This is a genomic window from Pseudomonas knackmussii B13 (assembly GCF_000689415.1).
GTDB classification, from domain to species: Bacteria; Pseudomonadota; Gammaproteobacteria; order Pseudomonadales; family Pseudomonadaceae; genus Pseudomonas; species Pseudomonas knackmussii.
The window spans coordinates 1,867,501-1,887,809 of record NZ_HG322950.1 but is presented as its reverse complement, the minus strand read 5'-3'; the positions used below and the strand labels follow the sequence as shown (position 1 = coordinate 1,887,809).

The following is a 20,309-nucleotide window of genomic DNA, read 5'->3' as shown; positions in this document are numbered from 1 at the left end:
TCCCCACGCGCACGCCGACCAGCCCCTCTCCTTGCCCTCGCCTCCCCACAGGCGTACCCTGCCCAACCGAATCATCCGATGATTGGATGTATATATGACAAATCCCCTGAAGCGCTCCTTGGTCGACATCGCCCTGGAGCAGATCCGCCAACGCATCGACAACGGCAGCTGGGCGCTCGGTGAGCGCCTGCCGCCGGAGCCGGAGCTCGCCGAGCGCCTTGGCATGAGCCGCAACACCGTGCGCGAGGCAGTGCGAGTCCTGGCCTTCTCCGGCGTACTGGAAGTGCGCCAGGGCGACGGCACCTACGTCCGCGCTCGCACCGATCCCCTGGAAATCATGCTCACCCTGGCTCGGGGCTCCATCGAGCAGGCCCTGGAGGCACGTGGCGTCATCGAGGTCGAGGCCGCGCGCCTGGCCGCCCAGCGCCGCGATGAAGACGACATCGCCGCCTTGCGCGCGGCACTCCAAGCCAGTGCGGACGCCCATGGCCTGGACCTCGAGCAGTACGTCGAGTGCGACCTGGCCTTCCACCAGCGCATCGTCGACAGCGCCCACAACCCTCTGCTCAGCGAGCTGTATCGCTACTTCTCGCAAGTGATCGGCGCCGGCCTGCGCCAGACCATCAGCGAACCGGGGCGCCCGCAACCGGCCTTCGACCTGCACCGCCAGTTGCTCGACGCCATCGAACGTGGCGATGCCGACGCCGCTGGAGCGGCCAACCGCGCGTTGCTGATCTGAGCACTTCTTCTGCCTTGCGATACCGACCATGAAAGACTCCGCTCCCCATGGCGTCGACGAACTGTTGATCGACGCCGAAATCGACGACGCCCCGTCGCCTCCGCCCACCGCCCGCCGCAACGGACTGCTCCTGCTCGGCCTGGTGCTGGTGGCGCTCAACCTGCGCCCGGCGCTTTCCAGCCTTGCTCCCCTGCTCCACCAGGTGCGCGACACGACCGGTCTTTCGGCGGCCGCTGCCGGCCTGCTGACTACGCTGCCGGTGCTTTGCCTGGGGTTATTCGCCCCGTTGGCACCGCGCCTGGCCCGACGCATGGGCGCCGAACGCACGGTACTGGCGATCCTCGTGGTACTGGCCTTCGGTATCGTCCTGCGCAGCCTGTACCCCGTCGCCGGCCTGTTCTTCGGTAGCCTGGTGGCCGGCGCCAGCATCGGCATCATCGGCGTACTGCTGCCGGGCATCGTCAAGCGCGATTTCCCGCACATCGCCGGGATCATGACGGGCGTCTACACCATGGCCCTGTGCCTGGGCGCGGCGCTGGCCGCCGGCGCCACCGTGCCGCTGGCCGGGTGGCTGGACGGCAGCTGGCAGCTGGCCCTGGCGAGCTGGGCAATCCCCGCACTGCTGGCAGCGCTGATCTGGCTGCCGCAGGCACGGCAGACGCAACATGCACAGCGCCATATCGCGAGCGTGCGCGGCCTGTGGCGCGACGCCCTGGCCTGGCAGGTCACCCTGTACATGGGCCTGCAGTCGTCGCTGGCCTACATCGTCTTCGGCTGGCTGCCGTCGATCCTCATCGACCGCGGCATGAGCCCCACGGCCGCCGGGCTGATGCTTTCCGGCTCGGTGCTGGTGCAACTGCTCAGCGCCCTCGCCGCTCCCTGGCTGGGCACCCGCGGACGCGACCAGCGCCTGGTCGTAGTGCTGGTCCTGGCACTGACCCTGGCCGGGCTGCTCGGCTTCCTTTACGCGCCACTGGATAGCATCGGGCTCTGGGCGCTGGTGCTCGGCCTGGGCCAGGGCGGCACCTTCAGCATCGCCCTGGCGCTGATCGTGCTGCGCTCGCCCGACGCCCACGTCGCCTCGCACCTGTCAGGCATGGCCCAGGGCGTGGGCTACACGCTGGCCGCGGCAGGCCCCTTCGTGGTTGGCCTGGTGCATGACCTCACCGGCGGCTGGAATGCCGTCGGCGCGATCTTCGTGGCGTTGAGCGTGGGCGCGCTGCTGGCCGGCCTGGGCGCCGGCCGCGCGAAGCTGGTCAGCGTCCGCAGCGAGACGCCTTAAGGCGCCTTGTCAGTGGGCGGAGGCAGGGCGCGCTTGGGGCTTTCGATCCAGTCGCTGACCAGGTTGTAGACCACCGCCAGCAGCACCGGACCGAGGAACAGGCCGATGAAGCCGAAGCTGAGCAGGCCGCCGAGCACGCCGAGCAGCACCACCACCAACGGCAGGTTGCCGCCGCGGCTGATCAGGTAGGGCTTGAGGATGTTGTCCACGCCGCTGATGACGAAGAAGCCCCAGATGGCGAGGAACACCCCGTAGCCGTAGTTGCCCTGGAGGAACAGCCAGACAGTGGCCGGCCCCCAGATCAGCGGTGGGAACATCAGCAGGCTGCAAACGAAGGTCAGCCCGCCGAGGATGAAGGCGCCCGGCACGCCGGCGATCAGGAAGCCGATCAGCGCCAGGATCGCCTGTGCCGCCGCGGTGCCGATCACGCCGTTGACCACTCGTTGCACGGTACCGGCGATCAGCTCCATGTAGTGTTCGGCGCGCGGCCCGATCAGGCGTTCGAGCACCTGGTAGGCGAAATGCTCCAGGCGCCGGCCGTCGCGGTAGAAGAAGAAGATCAGCACCAGGCTCAGGACCAGTTCGAAGATGCCGCCGGCGAGCTTGGCCGAGCGCGCCAGCACCCAGTTGCCCATCTGCCCCATGTACGGTTTGAGGTTGGCGAACATGGCCACCCCCTGCTGGTCCAGGGAATACCACCAGCCGATCAGGCGGTCACCGATCAGTGGGGTGCGCGCCAGCCACGGCGGCGGTGGCGGCAAGCCGGAGACCTGAAGGTTCTTCACCAACTCGACGCCGGCACGCATTTTTTCCGCCAGGCCAAAACCGAGCCAGAGCAGCGGCAGCGCCACCAGGACGATCCATAAAGCGGTCAGCAAGCCGGCCGCCAGCGCCTCGCGGCCGCCCAGCAGGCGCGTCAGCAGGCGCATCAGCGGCCAACTGGCGAAGGCCAGCACGGCGGCCCAGAACAGCGCGGTCCAGAACGGCGCCATCACCCACAGGCTGGCGCCGAGCAGGAAGATCAGAAGGATGCGTAAAAGCAGGTTATCGAACATCGGGGCCGGACTCCTCGGCAACTCGGCGAAGACGTCGGCCCGGGTCCGGGGCGACGTCGCTTCATCGTAGGTAAATCAACGCAGCCAGGTGAGGTGCAGGCCACCGCCCTCACTACTGCCCAGCTCCAGGCGCGCCTCGCGCACGTTCTGCCCGACCAGCGCGCCACGCCAGTCGGCGGCGTGGCTGCCAGCTAGCTCGACGCGCACGCCGGTGTCCAGGCGCAGGGTACGCACCAGCAGGTCGAGCCATGCACCACCGGGCTGCGCCGGCACGTGGCTGAGCGTCAGTTCTCCATTGGCCTTGAGCAGGCGCAGCAGCGTCGCCGGGCTGGGCAGCAGCTCGCCCAGCGGCGCACCGGCATCCAGTTGCTCGGCATGCAGGTACGCGCGGCGGTTGCCGCGGGTGATGGTGTAGACCGCCAGCAAGCTGTCCTGTTGCGGCGCGGCGAGACGCACCAGCAGATAGGCCTGCTGGTCATCCGGGCCGTAAAGCATGGAGCTGCCGAACACCGTGTTGGCCAGCAGGCTGCTCGACCCGCAGTCGCGCCCCTCGCACCAGAACAGCGGCGTGGCATCGGCTTCGAGCAGGCCCTTGCGCGCGGCGGCGAAGGCGTCCGCGCTGGAGTCCTCGTCGGGCAGCTGGTAGGTCAGCGAGGTCAGTTGGCCGACGGCGCGTACTTCGCCCTCCATGCGCAGCCGACCGCTGATGCGGCTGATCGCACCGCGCGGGTAGACCCGCTCCACGGAGGCGTTGCTGGAGAAGTCGACGATATTCGCGCGCGGATAGCGCGGCAGCACGGTCAGGTCGTGGCTATCGGGAACGTCGGCGGCGAAAACGGCGCCGGACAGTGCCAGGCCAAGAAGAAAGAGGAAGCGCATGATCAGATCGCGCACTCCCGTTGGCAGCAGCGCGGCGCATATGGCCCCACTGCGGTGAAATCCTTGTCGACGCGGGCGGCGGCCGTGGCGTAGAGCGCGATCATGCGGAAACTCCCTGCTGCGATCCGTGCAGCCTCGTGGCAAGCCCCGCTTTAGTCAAGCCGACGCCGGCAAGCGCATGCGCCCCTTGGCGATCATTCGAGGAGGAAAGACCGGAAGATCGCCGCCACTGCCTCGGCGCCGGGCTCGTCGTCCAGGTGCAGGTGATGACCGCCGGGCAGCTCGTGCACGGCGAACGGACGCCCTTCGAGAATCTTCCGCACACCCGGCTCGGCAGCCAGCATGCCGCCCTGGGCCAGCACAAGACTGACCGGGCACTGCAGGGCCTGGACGAAGGCGAAGGCGTGGGCGCGGGTCAGGCGCAGCGGCGACGGCAGGGTCAGGCGTGCATCGGAACGCCACGTGAAACCACCGGGCACCGGCATCAGGCCGCGACGTGCCAGCAGTTCGGCGGCCTCGCGGCTGACCGCACCGACGCCCTTCATGCGCGCCTCGACAGCGCGGTCGATCGCCTCGTACACCGGCTTGCGCTTGTTCGGCAGCGCCAGTTGCGCCTTGAGTGCTTCGCCGAGCTTTTCCGGCGCCTTGTCCGCCTCGCCGGTGAAAGGCACCAGGCCGTCGATCAGCGCCAGGCGCTCGATGCGCTCTGGCATAGCGCCGGCCAACAGCACCGAGACGATCGCGCCCATCGAGTGGCCGAGCAGGGAGAAACGCTCCCAGCCCAGTTGCTCGGCTACCGCCAGCACGTCGTAGGCGTAGTCCCAAAGCAGGTAGCTGGCACCGGCAGCGCGGTGCGCCGAGTGGCCGTGCCCGGCGAAGTCCAGGGCGACGATGCGCAGGCCGTCCAGTTTCGGCGCCAGGCGCGCGAAGCTCATGGCGTTGTCCAGCCAGCCGTGCAATGCCAGCACCGGCTTGCCGTCTTCCGGGCCGAACAGGTGGGCGGCCAATTCGATGTGCGGCAGGTTCAGGCGGATCTCTTCGACCTTCGCTGTCATGACAATCACTTCTCCTCGTCGGCGCGGCGCTGCCAGCGCGCGAATATCTGCTTGATCAGCTCGGCGGTGTCGCGCGGCCGCTCCAGCGGGAACATGTGCCCGCCCGGCACCGACAGCGATTCGCCCTGCGGCACCCGGCGCAGCACGCGCGCATGATGCGGCAGCACGACCCGGCTGTGGCGACCGCGCACCAGGGCGAGCGGCACGACCAGGCCGCGCGGGCTGCCCGGCGCGGTGTGCGGCACGTTGCGGTAGATGCTGATCTCGGTGGCCGGGTCGAACCTCAGCCGCAACCCCTCGCCCTGCCGGGCCAGGCCGTGGCGCACATAGTCCTGGAGACAGTCTGGGTCGAAGCGACGGAACAGCGACTTGCCGGCGAAATAGTCCAGCGCCTCGTCGAAATCGGCGAAATCCTCGCGCCGGCCAAGTGTGCGCCCGGCCGGGGTGATGCGGTCGATGAAGCCGAAACGCTTGGCGGCGCGGATCACCCACTGGTCGGCGAAGGTCAGGGTTGGCGAGTCGAGCATCACCACCCCGCGGTAAAGCTCCGGACGACGCATCGCGGCATGGTAATGCAGCAACCCGCCCAGGGAATGCCCGACGCCCCACACCGGCTCGCCCTGCCCTTCCAGGTGGAACAGCAACTCATCCACCAGGTTCCCCCAGTTGGCGTTCACCGGGAAGCGCGGGTCGTGGCCATGCATCTCCAGGCGACGCACCTCGAACTCCGGCGCCAAGGCATCGAACAGCTTGCCGTAGGTGGCAGAGGGAAAACCGTTGGCGTGGGCAAAGAAGATCGCTCGGGACATGCCGATCACCGCAAGAAAAGGATCGGGAAATTCTCCATCAGCACCGTCGCCCGGACAATGACCGCGGCGGCTAGCGGCCAGGGCACTCCGGCCAAACCTCAGAACTGCCGCGCCAGCCCTGCCGCGATGACGCCGGCGACGGTCAGGAACATCAGGCCGCAGAGGCCGTCGATCAGCGGCACCGCGCGTAAAAGACGCTGCTGCAGGGCCGGCTGGGTCAAGGTCACGCTAAGCAGGCTGAACCAGGCGAAACCGGTGCCGAACAGCATGATCGCCACCGCCAGCTTGCCCCCTACCGACATGTCCAGCGGGATCAGGCTGCTCAGCAGGGCGAGGAAGAACACCAACGCCTTCGGATTGCACAGATTGGTCGCCAGTCCGCGCAGCCAGGGCCCGAGCGGCGAGGCCGGCAGCTCGCCGTCGAGTCGCCCTGCTCCGCCCTTGCCACGGCGCAACCAGGCCCGGATCGCACCGATGCCAAGCCAGGCGAGGTAGAGCGCGCCGGCGCCCTGCAAAAGGCCGAATAACAGCGGCGAGTGGCGCAGCAGCAGGGATACGCCAGTCAGCACCAGGGTGCCGTGGACCAGGATGCCGCAGGCCAGGCCGAGGGCGCTGAGCACCCCGGCTCGACGCCCCTGGTGCAGCGCGGTGCGCACCACCAGCGCGACGTCCGGCCCCGGGCTGACCAGGGCGACGGCGAAGACGGCAGTGAGCGTGAGCAAGACATAGGCCTCCTGCATGACGGGATTCTCCTGTGGAAAAGCGAAAGAAGGGGGCGTCAGCGTGGACGCAGGCGAGCCGGCGGCAAGCCGTAGGTACGGCGGAACAACCGGCTGAAATGCGCCTGGTCGTAGAAGCCCAGGCTCAGGGCGATCTCGCTCAATGGCTGGCCGGCAATCACCCGCGGCAAGGCTCGCTCCAGACGCAGCTGCGTCAGCCATTGATGCGGTGGCAGCCCGCAGTGGTTGCGGAAGCGTCGCAGCACCTGCCAAGAACTGAGGTCGCAGAACGCCGCCAGCTCATCCAGCGTCGGCGGGCTCTCCAGGCGCGACTCGAGCCATTCGCGCAGTCGCCGCCAGGTCGCCGCGTCGAACCCCTGGCCGGGCTCGCGGATGCGCAAGCGGGAAGTGCGCTCCAGCAATGTCGCCAGTCCCTGCCAGAGTCGCCCTTCCTGTTCCAGGCGTTCGCCTGCCATCAGCACCTGGTGCAGGCCATGCAATTGCTGTTGCAGTTGCGCATCGCGCAGTTGGCTGGCGAGCAGCTGTGGCGTCCCCTGCCGACCGTCGCTGAAGGCGCGCGCAGCCTGCTCCAGCCACTGCGGCTCGAGCGACAACACGCGGATGCGGTAGCCGGCGTCGTCCTCGCTGGCGCCGTCATGGATGCTTTCCGGGGTCATCAGCAGGATGTCGCCGCCACCGGCGAGGCAGCTTTCGCCGCCATGCACATAGCGCTGTCTACCGTCGAGCATCAGCCCGATGTGGAAGTCCAGGTGAAAGTGCCGGGGAAAGGCGAAGCGATGGTATTCGGCGTCGATGAAGCGCACGCCGGGCAAATCGCTGCAGTGGTGTTCGATGCGTTCCATGGCCCCACTCTAGCGGCGCGGCGCGGGCGGGTCTTGGACAAAATTGCGGGGGTGGAGCGCCGCGCGGCGCTGTTCGCAGGAGCGAGCTTGCTCGCTCCTGCGGGTATCTCGGGGTTCAGCGCTCCAGCGGCACCACCGCCATGGTCAGCCGCGAGATGCAACTGGGCTTGCCATCGTCCCCGTGCAGGCGAATTTCCCATACGTGGGTGGAGCGGCCGATATGGACCGCCTTCGCCACCGCCGTCACCCGCCCGCTGCGCAGGCCGCGCAGGTGGTTGGCGTTCACTTCCAGGCCCACGCAGTAGTACTTGCTGTTATCCAGGCACAAGTAGCTGGCGGTCGAGCCGACGGTTTCCGCCAGCACCACAGAGGCGCCGCCGTGCAGCAGCCCATACGGCTGGTGGGTGCGCGAATCGACCGGCATGCTGGCAGTCAGCGAGTCGTCGTCCACCGCCTCGAAGCGGATGCCCAGAACCTCACCGATGGTGTTCTTCTGGTTGGCGTTGAGGGCCTCCAGGTTCGGCTGGGTACGCCACAGGCTCATGCATTCACTCCTTGCTCAGTCATGCCACTGCACCGCTTCGCGGCGCTCGGCCCAGTCGTTGAAATGCGCGCCATAGGCGCTTTCCACCACGTTGCGCTTGATCTTCAGGGTCGGTGTGAGGAAGCCGTTGTCCACCGTCCAGACCTCCTTCACCAGCACCAGGCCGGCCAGCCGCTCGTGCTTGTCGAGTTCGCCGTTGACCTCCTCCAGCAGCGTGCGCAGGCTCTGCTCCAGCGCCGGACGCGAGCCGTTGGCGGCCTCCTGGCGGCCCACCTCGGAGAGCACGCAAAGGCCCAGCGGTGCCACCAGGCCGTCGCCGACCACGCAGATCTGCTCGATGCGTGAATGCACCGCGAGGCGATTCTCGATCGGCGCCGGGGCGACGTACTTGCCCTTGCCGGTCTTGAAGATTTCCTTGAGCCGGCCGGTCAGGCGCAGGTTGCCATCGGCGTCCTGCTCGCCCTTGTCGCCGGTACGCAAGAAGCCGTCCTCGGTAAGGGTTTCGGCGGTCTTCTCCGGGTCCTTGAAGTAGCCGAGCATGGTCGCGCCGCTACGCACCTGCACCTCGCCTTCGTCGCTGATGCGCACTTCCACGCCTGGGCTGTTCTGGCCGATCCAGCCCTCGCGCTGCTTACCGGGCCGGCACACATGGGAATAGCCGCAGTTCTCGGTCATGCCGTAGACCTCCAGCACGCTCAGGCCCAGGCGCTTGTACCAGTCGAGCAAGGCCGGAGGCACCGGCGCTGCACCGCACAGGGCATAGCGCACCGCATCCAGGCCAAGCCCGGCGAGGACCTTGCGCCCGACCAGGCGACCGACGATGGGGAGACGCAGCAGGCGGTCGAGCTTCTGCGCCGGCATCTGCGAGTAGACGCCCATCTGGAACTTGGTCCAGATCCGCGGCACGCCGAAGAATACCGTGGGCCGAGCGCGGCGCATGTCGGCAACGAAGGTATCCAGGCTCTCGGCGAAGAAGATCGTCTGCCCGGCATAGATTGACGCCATTTCCACGAACATGCGCTCGGCCACGTGGCACAGCGGCAGGTACGACAGAAGCCGATCATCCTCGCCTACGCCGAACAACTCGATGGCGTGGCTCGCAGCGAAATCGAAATTGGCGAAGGAATGCATCACGCCCTTGGGCGTGCCGGTGGTGCCGGAGGTGTAGATAAGGGTGGCGAGCGCGCTCGGATCGGGCAGCGGCACGTCCTGCAGCGGCTCGACAGCCTGGAGGTCGTCCCAGCTGTGATCGAAGCGGCCTTCCGGGTGCAGCGGCAGCGCCACGCTGAGCACGCCGCTCGGCAGCCCGGGCGCCATCGCCGGCCAGTCGTCGAGCTTGCCGACGAAGGCGACGGCAGCCTCCGAGTGGCTCAGCACCTGACGAGCCGATTCGGCGGTGAGGTTGGGATACAAGGGCACCGAGACGTATCCGGCCATCCAGATGGCGATATCGGCGACGATCCAGTGCGCGCAGTTCTTCGAGATGATCGCCACCCGGCTTCCCGCCGGTAGCTGCAGGCTGCGCAGCCAGGCGGCGCCGCGGCGTGCCTGCTCGCCGACCTGGGCCCAGGTCAGGCTTTCGACCTGTCCGCCCGGCAACGGCTGGACCAGGTAGCGCTTGTGCGGATGACGTGCCTCGCGTTGCAGGAATTGCTCGAGCGGAGAACGGATTGCAGTGACCACATGCCCCTCCTTTTTTGTTGTTCTAGAGGTGTAGCGATAGATCGACCAAGCACTTGCTTGGTTGACTATTCCACGCCCGACAGAGGGCAGGCAAGCAGGGATATGTGAACTTTTGTAGGGAAATTCGTCAGACGAATATGACAGAACAGCGCTGTAATCCCGCTACGGAGCAGCGTTTCAGCGCGGGGGGAACGTCGAGGCCCCTAGCGGGGCCTCGTTCAGCGGACTCAGGAATGCCCGGGATGGTAGAGCGATACCAGGTTCATCAGCCCCGCCAACGGGCAGTCGCCCTCAAGCTCTGCAAGCGATGCGGTGCCCATTGGAAGGGCCTCGTCCCGGCTGCCATGCACCAGCAGCCCACCGAGCGCGCCGATCAGCGGCTGGTGGCTGACCAGCAGCAGGTTCTGCTCGTCGCGCCCATCGAGAAAACGCAGCACATCGCGCGGATCGTCGTCTGGCGTCAACCAGGGCGCAGTGCCGACCGCTCCGGCGAAACCCAGGGCCTCGCGTACCAGCTCGGCGGTCTGCTGGGCGCGCACATAGGGGCTGGCGAGAATGCCGTCGAGCGCATGGCCTGCCAGGTGCCCGGCACTCTGCAGAACTTCCTTGCGACCATGGGCGGTGAGTTGCCGATCGGCGTCGCGACGTGCCTGCGGCTCGGCCTGACCGTGGCGCAACAGCCACAGTTTCACAGCTTGGGTTCCTCGTCGCGCACCGGATGCGGCGCCGGAGGCACCGCATGGGCGGCCTCGCCTTCCGGGGCACGCGGAGTCGGCCAGTCGGCGAACGGCCAGGGCTTCTCGTCGCTGTTGAAGGTGCCGAAGCGGCCGATCTGCGCGAGGTACTGGCTGAGGCTGTCGCCGAAGGCAAGCAGGCTCGCACTCGGCGCGCTGTAGATGATGCGGTAGATCAGCTGCACGACGACCACGGCGCCAAGCAGCATCTGGGCGACGTACCAGACCAGGGCGAACAGCAGCATCCAGAGGACGCGCAAGACCAGCGATTCCTTTTCCATACGATCGGCGGACATGAGTACCTCCTCAGAAACCACTGGTGGGAATGAAGTCGACATCGGTCTTCGGCTCGCCGCTCATCAGGGCCTGGATCACCTGGGCCAGCGTGCGCCCGCCGAAGAGGATGGCGTAGAGCCCGGCGACCAGCGGCATGTACACGCCCAGCTCGTCGGCCTTGGTCTTGAGCACCTTGAGGGTGTTCACCCCCTCGGCCGTCTCGCCCATGCGCGCTACCGCCTCTTCCAGGCTCAGGCCTTCGCCGAGGGCGAATCCGACCTGATAGTTACGGCTCTTGGGTGACGAACAGGTGACGATCAGGTCGCCCACGCCGGCCAGGCCGAGGAAGGTCATGGGGTTGGCGCCGAGCTTCACGGCGAAGCGGGTCATCTCCGCCAGCGCACGAGTGATCAGCATGCCCTTGGTGTTCTCGCCCATGCCCAGCGCGGCAGCCATGCCGGCGATGATGGCGTAGACGTTCTTCAGCGCACCGCCCAGCTCGACACCGAAACGGTCGGCGCTGGCATAGACGCGGAAGGTGCGGCCGTGCAGCGCTTCCTGCACTCGCTCGCAGAGCACTTCGTCCTCGCTCGCGACCACTGTGGCGGTCAACTCATGCTCGGCGATCTCGCGGGCCAGGTTCGGTCCGGAAATGACCCCGATGCGGGCTTGTGGAGCGATCTCCTCGAGGATCTGGCTCATCAGCTTGAAGCTCTGCGCCTCGATACCCTTGGTCAGGCTGATCAGCAGCTTGCCCGCCAGTTGCTCGGCGAACGGCTGCAGGACGTTGCGCAGGGCGCTGGACGGCACGGCAACGAAGATCAGCTCGCAGTCGCGCAACGTCGCCGCCAGGTCAGTGACCGGCTCGACGTTGTCGTGGATGCGCACGCCCTTCAGGTACCGCGGATTCTCGCGCTGGGCGCGAATGCTCGCGGCCTGCTCCTCGTCGCGCATCCATTGGCGCACGCGCTGACCATTCTCCGCCAGCAGGTTGGCGAAGGCGGTGCCGAAACTGCCACCTCCCAGCACGGCGATGGGTTGCTGCTCTGTCATGACACTTCCATAACGAACCGCACGAGGGCGGCGATTGGGGCATTATAAGGCCCCTCTGCCGAGCGGCCAGTGCGGATCAACGCACTGGCAATGGCCACGGCCTCGTTTAACATCCTCCAACCGAACAGAATCGAGAACAGGGCCGTTCCGAGTACGCCATGCTTCACTCCCGAATTTCGCTCGCGTCCAGCCACGGAGTCCGACCATGACCCCGCCCAAGGGCTGGAACATCCAGAACCGCATGCTCGCCATCAGCCTGGGCCCGGCCCTGCTGCTGACCCTGCTGCTGACCGGCTATTTCATCCACTCTCGGCTGCAGGACCTGCGCCAGGAGCTGAACCACACCGGCCAGCTGATCGCCAACCAGCTCGCGCCGGCGGCGGAGTACGGCGTCCTCAGCGGCAATCTTCCGGTGCTGCAGAGCCTGCTGCGCACGACCCTGACCACGCCACACGTGCGTTTCATCGAAGTCCGCAATCGCGACGACGAGATCCTCGTCTACGCCGAGCACGAGGCGGCTGTCGCCGGCCAGGAGAGCCCCAAAGTCGAGGTGTTCCACGCCGCTATCCAGCGCGAACATGTGGCGCCGGCTGAAGTCGCGGCACACCACAACCCGGGACAGACGTCCCCAGCGAGCGGTAGCGATGCCGACTACCTGGGGCGCGTGGTCGTCGGCATGGCCAACGACGCCTTCAGCGAGCGTCAGCAGGAAATCCTCTTCAAGGCCGCCCTGCTGGCCTTCTTCGCCCTGCTGCTCACCCTGCTCCTTGCGCGGCGCCTGGCACGGCGACTAGCAGCACCGATCAGCAGCATGGCCAGCGCAGTGCAGGCGATCCAGGCCGGCGATTACCAGACCCACCTGCCAATCCTCGACGAAGGCGAAGTCGGCGACCTGGCGCGCCACATCAACAACCTCGTCCAGGGACTGCAGCGAGCCAGCAACGAGCAGGAGCGGATGATTGCCCAGCTCGTGGCCTCCCGTGAGGAAGCCGAACAGGCCAACCGCAGCAAGTCGGACTTCCTCGCGATGATGAGCCACGAATTGCGCACGCCCATGAACGGCGTGCTGGGCATGCTGCAGTTGCTGGAAACCACCGAACTCAACCATGAGCAGGCCGAATACACGGCGCTGGCCACCGAATCCACCGAACACCTGCTCAAGGTCATCAACGACATCCTCGACTTTTCGCGCATCGAACGTGGCGCCCTGGAACTGGAGCGCATCCCGTTCAACCTGCTGGAGCTCATCCATGGCTCGGTGCAGGTGTTCCAGCACAGCGCCCAGCAACGCGGCCTGGATCTGCGCATGGACGTCCAGCGCGGGCTGGAGGCGCTGGAGGTGCGTGGCGACCCCACGCGGCTGCGGCAGATCCTGGTCAACCTGCTGGGCAACGCACTCAAATTCACCGAGGAAGGCGCCATTCGTCTGGAAGTCCGCTGGCAGGCGCTGGACGACGAAGTGCTCTGGCTGACCTGCGCGGTGAACGACAGCGGCATCGGCATCTCCGCGGAGCGCCTGGAGCACATGTTCGAAGCCTTCCGCCAGGCCGACTCTTCCACCTCGCGGCGCTACGGGGGTACCGGCCTGGGCCTGGCGATTGCACGCACCCTGGCCGAACGCATGGGCGGCACGCTGCAGGCGTCCAGCGAAGAAGGCCTGGGCTCGACCTTCACCCTCGAGATCCCCCTGCCCTTCCAGGCGCGCCATGGTGTCGCAGCTGCGGACCCGAATCGTCCCCCGGAATTGGCCAGCGGGCAGTCTGTTCTGCTGGTGGAGGACAATCCGGTCAACCAGACCGTCATCGAGGCAATGTTGCGCAGCCTCGGATATAGCGTCACCCTTGTTGGCGATGGAGCCCAAGCCGTAAGCACGGCCGAGCGCGAGCAGTTCGACGCCATCCTGATGGATTGCCGTCTACCGCTGCTCGACGGCTACGAAGCGACGCGGCAGATCCGAGGTCAGACAGGGCACCAACAGGTACCGATCATCGCCCTGACCGCGAATGCGCTGCAGGGTGATCGCGAGGCCTGCCTGGAAGCGGGCATGGACGACTACCTGGCCAAGCCTTTCAAGCGTGCCGATCTGCAGCGCATGCTGCAGCGCTGGATAGCGCCGGGACGTTGATCGCTCGGCCCTGTTCGCCCACACTGCGACACCTGCCGCAAACCCGTAGGGCTCGGCAGAAAGTGGAAAGCACCAAATAAAGTGAACAACCGTTCGCCCGGTGCTGTGACTTTAACTGTAAGGCAATAGTCTATGACTAGGCTGCCGCTGGACGCCGCGACAACAACCAGGCGCGCGGAGCCGCAGGACGATTGATGATCGCCCTGCCGTTGAGGATTTTTGAGGAGCTCGCATGACCAAACAAAACGCCTTCACCCGAGAAGACCTGCTGCGCTGCAGCCGCGGCGAGCTCTTCGGCCCGGGTAATGCGCAACTGCCCGCCCCCAACATGCTGATGATCGATCGCATCACCCACATCAGCGACGTCGGCGGCAAGTATGGCAAGGGCGAACTGGTCGCCGAGCTGGATATCAACCCGGACCTGTGGTTCTTCGCCTGCCACTTCGAAGGCGATCCGGTGATGCCGGGCTGCCTGGGCCTCGACGCCATGTGGCAGCTGGTTGGCTTCTACCTGGGCTGGCAGGGCAACCCCGGCCGTGGCCGTGCCCTGGGCTCGGGCGAAGTGAAATTCTTCGGTCAGGTCCTGCCGACCGCGAAGAAGGTCACCTACAACATTCATATCAAGCGCACCATCAACCGCTCGCTGGTCCTGGCTATCGCCGATGGCAGCGTTAGCGTCGACGGTCGCGAGATCTACAGTGCCGAAGGCCTGCGCGTCGGCCTGTTCACTTCCACTGACAGCTTCTAAGGGTTATCCGCATGCGTCGCGTCGTGATCACCGGCCTCGGCATCGTCTCCTGCCTGGGCACTGACAAAGAAACCGTATCCGCCAACCTGCGCGCCGGCCGTGCTGGCATCCGCCACAACCAGTCCTACGCGGACATGGGCCTGCGCAGCCACGTTTCCGGTTCGGTGAACCTCAACCTCGAAGAGCTGATCGACCGCAAGGTCCTGCGCTTCATGGGCGACGCCGCGGCCTTCGCCTACCTGTCGATGGAACAGGCGATCAAGGACTCGGGCCTGACCGAAGAGCAGATCTCCAACCCGCGCACCGGCCTGATCGCCGGTTCCGGCGGCGCTTCCACCCTGAACCAGATGGAAGCCATCGACACTCTGCGCGAAAAAGGCGTCAAGCGCATCGGCCCATACCGCGTCACCCGCACCATGGGCAGCACCGTATCCGCCTGCCTGGCCACCCCCTTCCAGATCAAGGGCGTGAACTACTCCATCTCCTCGGCTTGCGCCACCAGCGCGCACTGCATCGGCCACGCGATGGAACAGATCCAGATGGGCAAGCAGGACGTGGTCTTCGCCGGCGGCGGTGAAGAAGAACACTGGAGCCAGAGCTGCCTGTTCGACGCCATGGGCGCCCTCTCCACCCAGTACAACGACACCCCGGAGAAAGCCTCCCGCGCCTACGACGCCAAGCGTGACGGCTTCGTCATTGCTGGCGGTGGCGGCATGGTAGTGGTGGAAGAACTCGAGCACGCACTCAAGCGCGGCGCGAAGATCTACGCCGAGATCGTCGGCTATGGTGCCACCTCCGACGGCTACGACATGGTCGCTCCGAGCGGCGAAGGCGCGATCCGCTGCATGCAGCAGGCGCTGTCCACCGTCGATACCCCGATCGACTACCTGAACACCCACGGCACCTCGACCCCGGTCGGCGACGTTGCAGAAATTCGCGGCATCCGCGAAGTGTTCGGCGACAAGGCCCCGGCCATCAGCTCCACCAAGAGCCTGTCCGGTCACTCCCTGGGCGCGGCCGGCGTGCACGAGGCGATCTACTGCATGCTGATGATGGAAGGCAACTTCATCGCCGGTTCCGCCAACATCGACGAGCTGGACCCGGAAGTCGCCGACATGCCGATCCTGCGCGAGACCCGCGAAGGCGCCAAGCTCGACACCGTAATGAGCAACAGCTTCGGCTTCGGTGGCACCAACGCCACTCTGGTGCTGAAGCGTTACAACGGCTGATCTCTAGCCGAATCGAGAAAGGCGCCCTAGGGCGCCTTTTTTGTGCCTGCGATTCCTGTCTGCTGCCCTCCTGGCGCAGGCCAAGAAGGACATCCAAGCAGACCGATCTGATAAGAGCTGCCCGCAGCAACGATAAGACCACCTTCAGCAAACTGATGGCGGCAGCGAACGGGAAAGCAACGAGCAGGGGCGTTGAACCAGCTCATCAGCCATCTCTAGCCACACCCCCCAACCGGCATACCGAATATGCGCCAAACCTTCGTTGCCAGAATGGGAGCAAGATCGTTGGCACTTGAGCGCTGCGTGGCAATGCAGTGCTCAACTCCTCGACTCCGCCTGGGCTGCAGCATGAAGAGAATCGCGCAGGCCTGCGAGGAAGCCCTCCTGGAGTGCAGACGCGATGTCTCGCTAGCGCCCTCTGACTTGTCGCCAAAGGCTTCTAAACCGACGTTAAACAGCAGTATCTGCCCTCACCGACTGATAGCGGAACCGAGTATTTTTCCGCCCCAAAAGACAAAGCCCCCGACCAGCTTTCGCTGATCAGGGGCTTCGGAATTAGAAGCTTGACGATGACCTACTCTCACATGGAGAAACTCCACACTACCATCGGCGATGCGTCGTTTCACTTCTGAGTTCGGGATGGGATCAGGTGGTTCCAACGCTCTATGGTCGTCAAGCAATTCGCTTGGATGCTCGCCTTGGCGCTCATCCGAATTCGGTCTGCTTACACTAATAAGCTCGACTCCGCCTGGGCTGCAGCATGAAGAGAATCGCGCAGGCCTGCGAGGAAGCCCTCCTGGAGTGCAGACGCGATGTCTCGCTAGCGCCCTCTGACTTGTCGCCAAAGGCTTCTAAACCGACGTTAAACAGCAGTATCTGCCCTCACCGACTGATAGCGGAACCGAGTATTTTTCCGCCCCAAAAGACAAAGCCCCCGACCAGCTTTCGCTGATCAGGGGCTTTGGGATAGGTGCTTGACGATGACCTACTCTCACATGGAGAAACTCCACACTACCATCGGCGATGCATCGTTTCACTTCTGAGTTCGGGATGGGATCAGGTGGTTCCAACGCTCTATGGTCGTCAAGCAATTCTTTCGGATGCTCGTGGCTTACGCACACGCTCATCCAGATTCGGGTATGTGACAGGTAATTTGCGGTTCACACGAACTTTCGGTTCGTCGACTTCACCGTCTAACACACAAATTGTTTGGGTGTTATATGGTCAAGCCTCACGGGCAATTAGTATTGGTTAGCTCAACGCCTCACAGCGCTTACACACCCAACCTATCAACGTCGTAGTCTTCGACGGCCCTTTAGGGGAATCAAGTTCCCAGTGAGATCTCATCTTGAGGCTAGTTTCCCGCTTAGATGCTTTCAGCGGTTATCTATTCCGAACATAGCTACCCGGCAATGCCACTGGCGTGACAACCGGAACACCAGAGGTTCGTCCACTCCGGTCCTCTCGTACTAGGAGCAGCCCCTCTCAAATCTCAAACGTCCACGGCAGATAGGGACCGAACTGTCTCACGACGTTCTAAACCCAGCTCGCGTACCACTTTAAATGGCGAACAGCCATACCCTTGGGACCGGCTTCAGCCCCAGGATGTGATGAGCCGACATCGAGGTGCCAAACACCGCCGTCGATATGAACTCTTGGGCGGTATCAGCCTGTTATCCCCGGAGTACCTTTTATCCGTTGAGCGATGGCCCTTCCATACAGAACCACCGGATCACTAAGACCTACTTTCGTACCTGCTCGACGTGTCTGTCTCGCAGTCAAGCGCGCTTTTGCCTTTATACTCTACGACCGATTTCCGACCGGTCTGAGCGCACCTTCGTACTCCTCCGTTACTCTTTAGGAGGAGACCGCCCCAGTCAAACTGCCCACCATACACTGTCCTCGATCCGGATAACGGACCAGAGTTAGAACCTCAAGCATGCCAGGGTGGTATTTCAAGGATGGCTCCACGCGAACTGGCGTCCACGCTTCAAAGCCTCCCACCTATCCTACACAAGCAGGCTCAAAGTCCAGTGCAAAGCTACAGTAAAGGTTCACGGGGTCTTTCCGTCTAGCCGCGGATACACTGCATCTTCACAGCGATTTCAATTTCACTGAGTCTCGGGTGGAGACAGCGCCGCCATCGTTACGCCATTCGTGCAGGTCGGAACTTACCCGACAAGGAATTTCGCTACCTTAGGACCGTTATAGTTACGGCCGCCGTTTACCGGGGCTTCGATCAAGAGCTTCGCTTTCGCTAACCCCATCAATTAACCTTCCGGCACCGGGCAGGCGTCACACCCTATACGTCCACTTTCGTGTTTGCAGAGTGCTGTGTTTTTAATAAACAGTCGCAGCGGCCTGGTATCTTCGACCGGCATGGGCTTACGTAGTAAATACTTCACCCTCACCGGCGCACCTTCTCCCGAAGTTACGGTGCCATTTTGCCTAGTTCCTTCACCCGAGTTCTCTCAAGCGCCTTGGTATTCTCTACCCAACCACCTGTGTCGGTTTGGGGTACGGTTCCTAGTTACCTGAAGCTTAGAAGCTTTTCCTGGAAGCATGGCATCAACCACTTCACGTTCTAAAAGAACGCTCGTCATCAGCTCTCGGCATTAAGACCCCGGATTTACCTAAGATCTCTGCCTACCACCTTAAACTTGGACAACCAACGCCAAGCTGGCCTAGCCTTCTCCGTCCCTCCATCGCAGTAACTAGAAGTACAGGAATATTAACCTGTTTCCCATCGACTACGCTCTTCAGCCTCGCCTTAGGGACCGACTAACCCTGCGTCGATTAACGTTGCGCAGGAACCCTTGGTCTTTCGGCGTGGGAGTTTTTCACTCCCATTGTCGTTACTCATGTCAGCATTCGCACTTCTGATACCTCCAGCAAGCTTCTCAACTCACCTTCACAGGCTTACAGAACGCTCCTCTACCGCACATCTTGCGATGCACCCGTAGCTTCGGTGTATGGTTTGAGCCCCGTTACATCTTCCGCGCAGGCCGACTCGACTAGTGAGCTATTACGCTTTCTTTAAAGGGTGGCTGCTTCTAAGCCAACCTCCTAGCTGTCTAAGCCTTCCCACATCGTTTACCACTTAACCATAACTTTGGGACCTTAGCTGACGGTCTGGGTTGTTTCCCTTTTCACGACGGACGTTAGCACCCGCCGTGTGTCTCCCACGCTGACACTTCCAGGTATTCGGAGTTTGCATCGGTTTGGTAAGTCGGGATGACCCCCTAGCCGAAACAGTGCTCTACCCCCTGGAGTGATACGTGAGGCGCTACCTAAATAGCTTTCGAGGAGAACCAGCTATCTCCGAGCTTGATTAGCCTTTCACTCCGATCCACAAGTCATCCCCTACCTTTTCAACGGGAGTGGGTTCGGTCCTCCAGTCAGTGTTACCTAACCTTCAACCTGCTCATGGATAGATCGCCCGGTTTCGGGTCTATACCCAGCGACTAAACGCCCTATTAAGACTCGCTTTCGCTACGCCTTCCCTATTCGGTTAAGCTCGCCACTGAATATAAGTCGCTGACCCATTATACAAAAGGTACGCAGTCACCTAACAAAGTAGGCTCCCACTGCTTGTACGCATACGGTTTCAGGTTCTATTTCACTCCCCTCTCCGGGGTTCTTTTCGCCTTTCCCTCACGGTACTGGTTCACTATCGGTCAGTCAGTAGTATTTAGCCTTGGAGGATGGTCCCCCCATATTCAGACAAAGTTTCTCGTGCTCCGTCCTACTCGATTTCACTTCCAAGAACCTTTCACATACGGGGCTATCACCCACTATGGCCGCACTTTCCAGAGCGTTCTGTTAGATTCAAAGAAGCTTAAGGGCTAGTCCCCGTTCGCTCGCCACTACTAAGGGAATCTCGGTTGATTTCTTTTCCTCAGGGTACTTAGATGTTTCAGTTCCCCTGGTTCGCCTCTTACACCTATGTATTCAGTGCAAGATACCCAGCTTATGCTGGGTGGGTTCCCCCATTCAGAGATCTCCGGATCAAAGTCTGTTTGCCGACTCCCCGAAGCTTATCGCAGGCTACCACGTCTTTCATCGCCTCTGACTGCCAAGGCATCCACCGTATGCGCTTCTTCACTTGACCATATAACCCCAAGCAATCTGGTTATACGTCTCGAACGTGAAGACGACATTCGCCGAAAATTCGCGCTTGAACTCGCAAATTTTACCTTGACTTGAATAATCACCAGTGAAAGAGATTATTCAGTCTACTTCTATCACATACCCAAATTTTTAAAGAACGGTTCCGGTACAAAGACCAGACATCAATGTTCCATTACCCTGAACATTCATGTCTGAACTTTCGCGACGTGGATGGTGGAGCCAAGGAGGATCGAACTCCTGACCTCCTGCGTGCAAAGCAGGCGCTCTCCCAGCTGAGCTATGGCCCCCTCTTTTCCAACGATTGGTGGGTCTGGGCAGATTCGAACTGCCGACCTCACCCTTATCAGGGGTGCGCTCTAACCGACTGAGCTACAGACCCATATAG

At 63.5% G+C, this 20,309-nt stretch carries 16 protein-coding genes, 2 tRNA genes and 3 rRNA genes; 5 read left to right on the top strand and 16 right to left on the bottom strand.

Annotation, left to right across the window (positions count from 1 at the left end):
- Positions 1–94: 94 nt before the first annotated feature.
- Positions 95–739, top strand: coding sequence for a FadR/GntR family transcriptional regulator (locus PKB_RS09075; protein ID WP_043250956.1), 645 nt, complete (start codon positions 95–97; stop codon positions 737–739).
- Between the two features lie 28 nt (positions 740–767).
- Complete coding sequence (locus PKB_RS09070; protein ID WP_043250953.1) at positions 768–2,021, top strand: CynX/NimT family MFS transporter; 1,254 nt, start codon at positions 768–770, stop codon at positions 2,019–2,021.
- On the opposite strand, the gene PKB_RS09065 is transcribed toward PKB_RS09070, so the two are convergent.
- From PKB_RS09065 to PKB_RS09015, 11 genes are all read right to left on the bottom strand, one after another.
- Entirely contained in the window at positions 2,018–3,076 is a 1,059-nt protein-coding gene (locus PKB_RS09065) for an AI-2E family transporter (protein ID WP_043250951.1), read from the bottom strand. The two genes, PKB_RS09070 and PKB_RS09065, sit on opposite strands and share 4 nt — an antisense overlap.
- Before the next feature lie 75 nt (positions 3,077–3,151).
- Positions 3,152–3,955 (bottom strand): DUF4892 domain-containing protein, encoded by an 804-nt coding sequence (locus tag PKB_RS09060; protein WP_043250949.1) that lies wholly within the window; start codon positions 3,953–3,955, stop codon positions 3,152–3,154.
- Between the two features lie 194 nt (positions 3,956–4,149).
- Entirely contained in the window at positions 4,150–5,010 is an 861-nt protein-coding gene (locus PKB_RS09055) for an alpha/beta hydrolase (RefSeq protein ID WP_043250946.1), read from the bottom strand.
- A gap of 5 nt (positions 5,011–5,015) precedes the next feature.
- The gene (locus tag PKB_RS09050) at positions 5,016–5,819 is read right to left on the bottom strand and encodes an alpha/beta fold hydrolase (protein ID WP_043250944.1); all 804 of its coding nucleotides are present in this window, start codon (positions 5,817–5,819) and stop codon (positions 5,016–5,018) included.
- 98 nt (positions 5,820–5,917) lie between these two features.
- A complete protein-coding gene (locus PKB_RS09045) occupies positions 5,918–6,559 on the bottom strand; it encodes a LysE family translocator (protein WP_043250941.1) in 642 nt (213 codons plus the stop codon).
- 38 nt (positions 6,560–6,597) lie between these two features.
- Positions 6,598–7,401: an AraC family transcriptional regulator gene (locus PKB_RS09040; RefSeq protein WP_043250939.1), complete on the bottom strand. Its 804-nt coding sequence runs from the start codon at positions 7,399–7,401 to the stop codon at positions 6,598–6,600.
- 115 nt (positions 7,402–7,516) lie between these two features.
- Positions 7,517–7,945 (bottom strand): hotdog fold thioesterase, encoded by a 429-nt coding sequence (locus PKB_RS09035; RefSeq protein WP_043250937.1) that lies wholly within the window; start codon positions 7,943–7,945, stop codon positions 7,517–7,519.
- A 15-nt stretch (positions 7,946–7,960) separates the two neighbouring features.
- Positions 7,961–9,628: an AMP-binding protein gene (locus tag PKB_RS09030; protein WP_043250935.1), complete on the bottom strand. Its 1,668-nt coding sequence runs from the start codon at positions 9,626–9,628 to the stop codon at positions 7,961–7,963.
- A 227-nt stretch (positions 9,629–9,855) separates the two neighbouring features.
- Positions 9,856–10,320, bottom strand: coding sequence for a phosphohistidine phosphatase SixA (sixA, locus tag PKB_RS09025; protein WP_043250934.1), 465 nt, complete (start codon positions 10,318–10,320; stop codon positions 9,856–9,858).
- Positions 10,317–10,658, bottom strand: a complete 342-nt coding sequence (locus PKB_RS09020; RefSeq protein WP_043250932.1) for a DUF4389 domain-containing protein — start codon at positions 10,656–10,658, stop codon at positions 10,317–10,319. The genes sixA and PKB_RS09020 overlap by 4 nt, the downstream gene beginning before the upstream one ends.
- Positions 10,659–10,668: 10 nt before the next feature.
- The gene (locus PKB_RS09015; RefSeq protein WP_043250930.1) at positions 10,669–11,691 is read right to left on the bottom strand and encodes an NAD(P)H-dependent glycerol-3-phosphate dehydrogenase; all 1,023 of its coding nucleotides are present in this window, start codon (positions 11,689–11,691) and stop codon (positions 10,669–10,671) included.
- A gap of 205 nt (positions 11,692–11,896) precedes the next feature.
- Here PKB_RS09015 and PKB_RS09010 point away from each other — a divergent pair, with 205 nt between their 5' ends.
- From PKB_RS09010 to fabB, 3 genes are all read left to right on the top strand, one after another.
- The gene (locus PKB_RS09010) at positions 11,897–13,816 is read left to right on the top strand and encodes an ATP-binding protein (protein WP_043250927.1); all 1,920 of its coding nucleotides are present in this window, start codon (positions 11,897–11,899) and stop codon (positions 13,814–13,816) included.
- A gap of 232 nt (positions 13,817–14,048) precedes the next feature.
- A complete protein-coding gene (gene fabA / locus PKB_RS09005) occupies positions 14,049–14,564 on the top strand; it encodes a 3-hydroxyacyl-[acyl-carrier-protein] dehydratase FabA (RefSeq protein ID WP_043250924.1) in 516 nt (171 codons plus the stop codon).
- 11 nt (positions 14,565–14,575) lie between these two features.
- Positions 14,576–15,793 (top strand): beta-ketoacyl-ACP synthase I, encoded by a 1,218-nt coding sequence (fabB, locus tag PKB_RS09000; protein WP_043250923.1) that lies wholly within the window; start codon positions 14,576–14,578, stop codon positions 15,791–15,793.
- Positions 15,794–16,354: 561 nt separating this feature from the next.
- Here the strand turns inward: fabB and rrf (PKB_RS08995) are convergent.
- The 5 genes from rrf (PKB_RS08995) to PKB_RS08975 form a co-directional block, all read right to left on the bottom strand.
- A 5S ribosomal RNA gene (rrf, locus tag PKB_RS08995) occupies positions 16,355–16,470 on the bottom strand.
- A gap of 295 nt (positions 16,471–16,765) precedes the next feature.
- Positions 16,766–16,881 (bottom strand): 5S ribosomal RNA (gene rrf / locus PKB_RS08990).
- Between the two features lie 132 nt (positions 16,882–17,013).
- Positions 17,014–19,904: ribosomal RNA gene (locus PKB_RS08985) — 23S ribosomal RNA — on the bottom strand.
- A 231-nt stretch (positions 19,905–20,135) separates the two neighbouring features.
- Positions 20,136–20,211, bottom strand: a tRNA-Ala gene (locus PKB_RS08980).
- A gap of 15 nt (positions 20,212–20,226) precedes the next feature.
- Positions 20,227–20,303: transfer RNA gene (locus tag PKB_RS08975), tRNA-Ile, on the bottom strand.
- Positions 20,304–20,309 lie beyond the last annotated feature (6 nt).

What these genes read in the sequence shown, in the direction of transcription:
- PKB_RS09075 (WP_043250956.1), top strand. Translation starts at nt 95, where the DNA reads ATGACAAATCCCCTGAAGCGCTCCTTGGTCGACATCGCCCTGGAGCAG.
- PKB_RS09070 (WP_043250953.1), top strand. Translation starts at nt 768, where the DNA reads ATGAAAGACTCCGCTCCCCATGGCGTCGACGAACTGTTGATCGACGCC.
- PKB_RS09065 (WP_043250951.1), bottom strand. Translation starts at nt 3,076, where the DNA reads ATGTTCGATAACCTGCTTTTACGCATCCTTCTGATCTTCCTGCTCGGC.
- PKB_RS09060 (WP_043250949.1), bottom strand. Translation starts at nt 3,955, where the DNA reads ATGCGCTTCCTCTTTCTTCTTGGCCTGGCACTGTCCGGCGCCGTTTTC.
- PKB_RS09055 (WP_043250946.1), bottom strand. Translation starts at nt 5,010, where the DNA reads ATGACAGCGAAGGTCGAAGAGATCCGCCTGAACCTGCCGCACATCGAA.
- PKB_RS09050 (WP_043250944.1), bottom strand. Translation starts at nt 5,819, where the DNA reads ATGTCCCGAGCGATCTTCTTTGCCCACGCCAACGGTTTTCCCTCTGCC.
- PKB_RS09045 (WP_043250941.1), bottom strand. Translation starts at nt 6,559, where the DNA reads ATGCAGGAGGCCTATGTCTTGCTCACGCTCACTGCCGTCTTCGCCGTC.
- PKB_RS09040 (WP_043250939.1), bottom strand. Translation starts at nt 7,401, where the DNA reads ATGGAACGCATCGAACACCACTGCAGCGATTTGCCCGGCGTGCGCTTC.
- PKB_RS09035 (WP_043250937.1), bottom strand. Translation starts at nt 7,945, where the DNA reads ATGAGCCTGTGGCGTACCCAGCCGAACCTGGAGGCCCTCAACGCCAAC.
- PKB_RS09020 (WP_043250932.1), bottom strand. Translation starts at nt 10,658, where the DNA reads ATGTCCGCCGATCGTATGGAAAAGGAATCGCTGGTCTTGCGCGTCCTC.
- PKB_RS09015 (WP_043250930.1), bottom strand. Translation starts at nt 11,691, where the DNA reads ATGACAGAGCAGCAACCCATCGCCGTGCTGGGAGGTGGCAGTTTCGGC.
- PKB_RS09010 (WP_043250927.1), top strand. Translation starts at nt 11,897, where the DNA reads ATGACCCCGCCCAAGGGCTGGAACATCCAGAACCGCATGCTCGCCATC.
- fabA (WP_043250924.1), top strand. Translation starts at nt 14,049, where the DNA reads ATGACCAAACAAAACGCCTTCACCCGAGAAGACCTGCTGCGCTGCAGC.
- fabB (WP_043250923.1), top strand. Translation starts at nt 14,576, where the DNA reads ATGCGTCGCGTCGTGATCACCGGCCTCGGCATCGTCTCCTGCCTGGGC.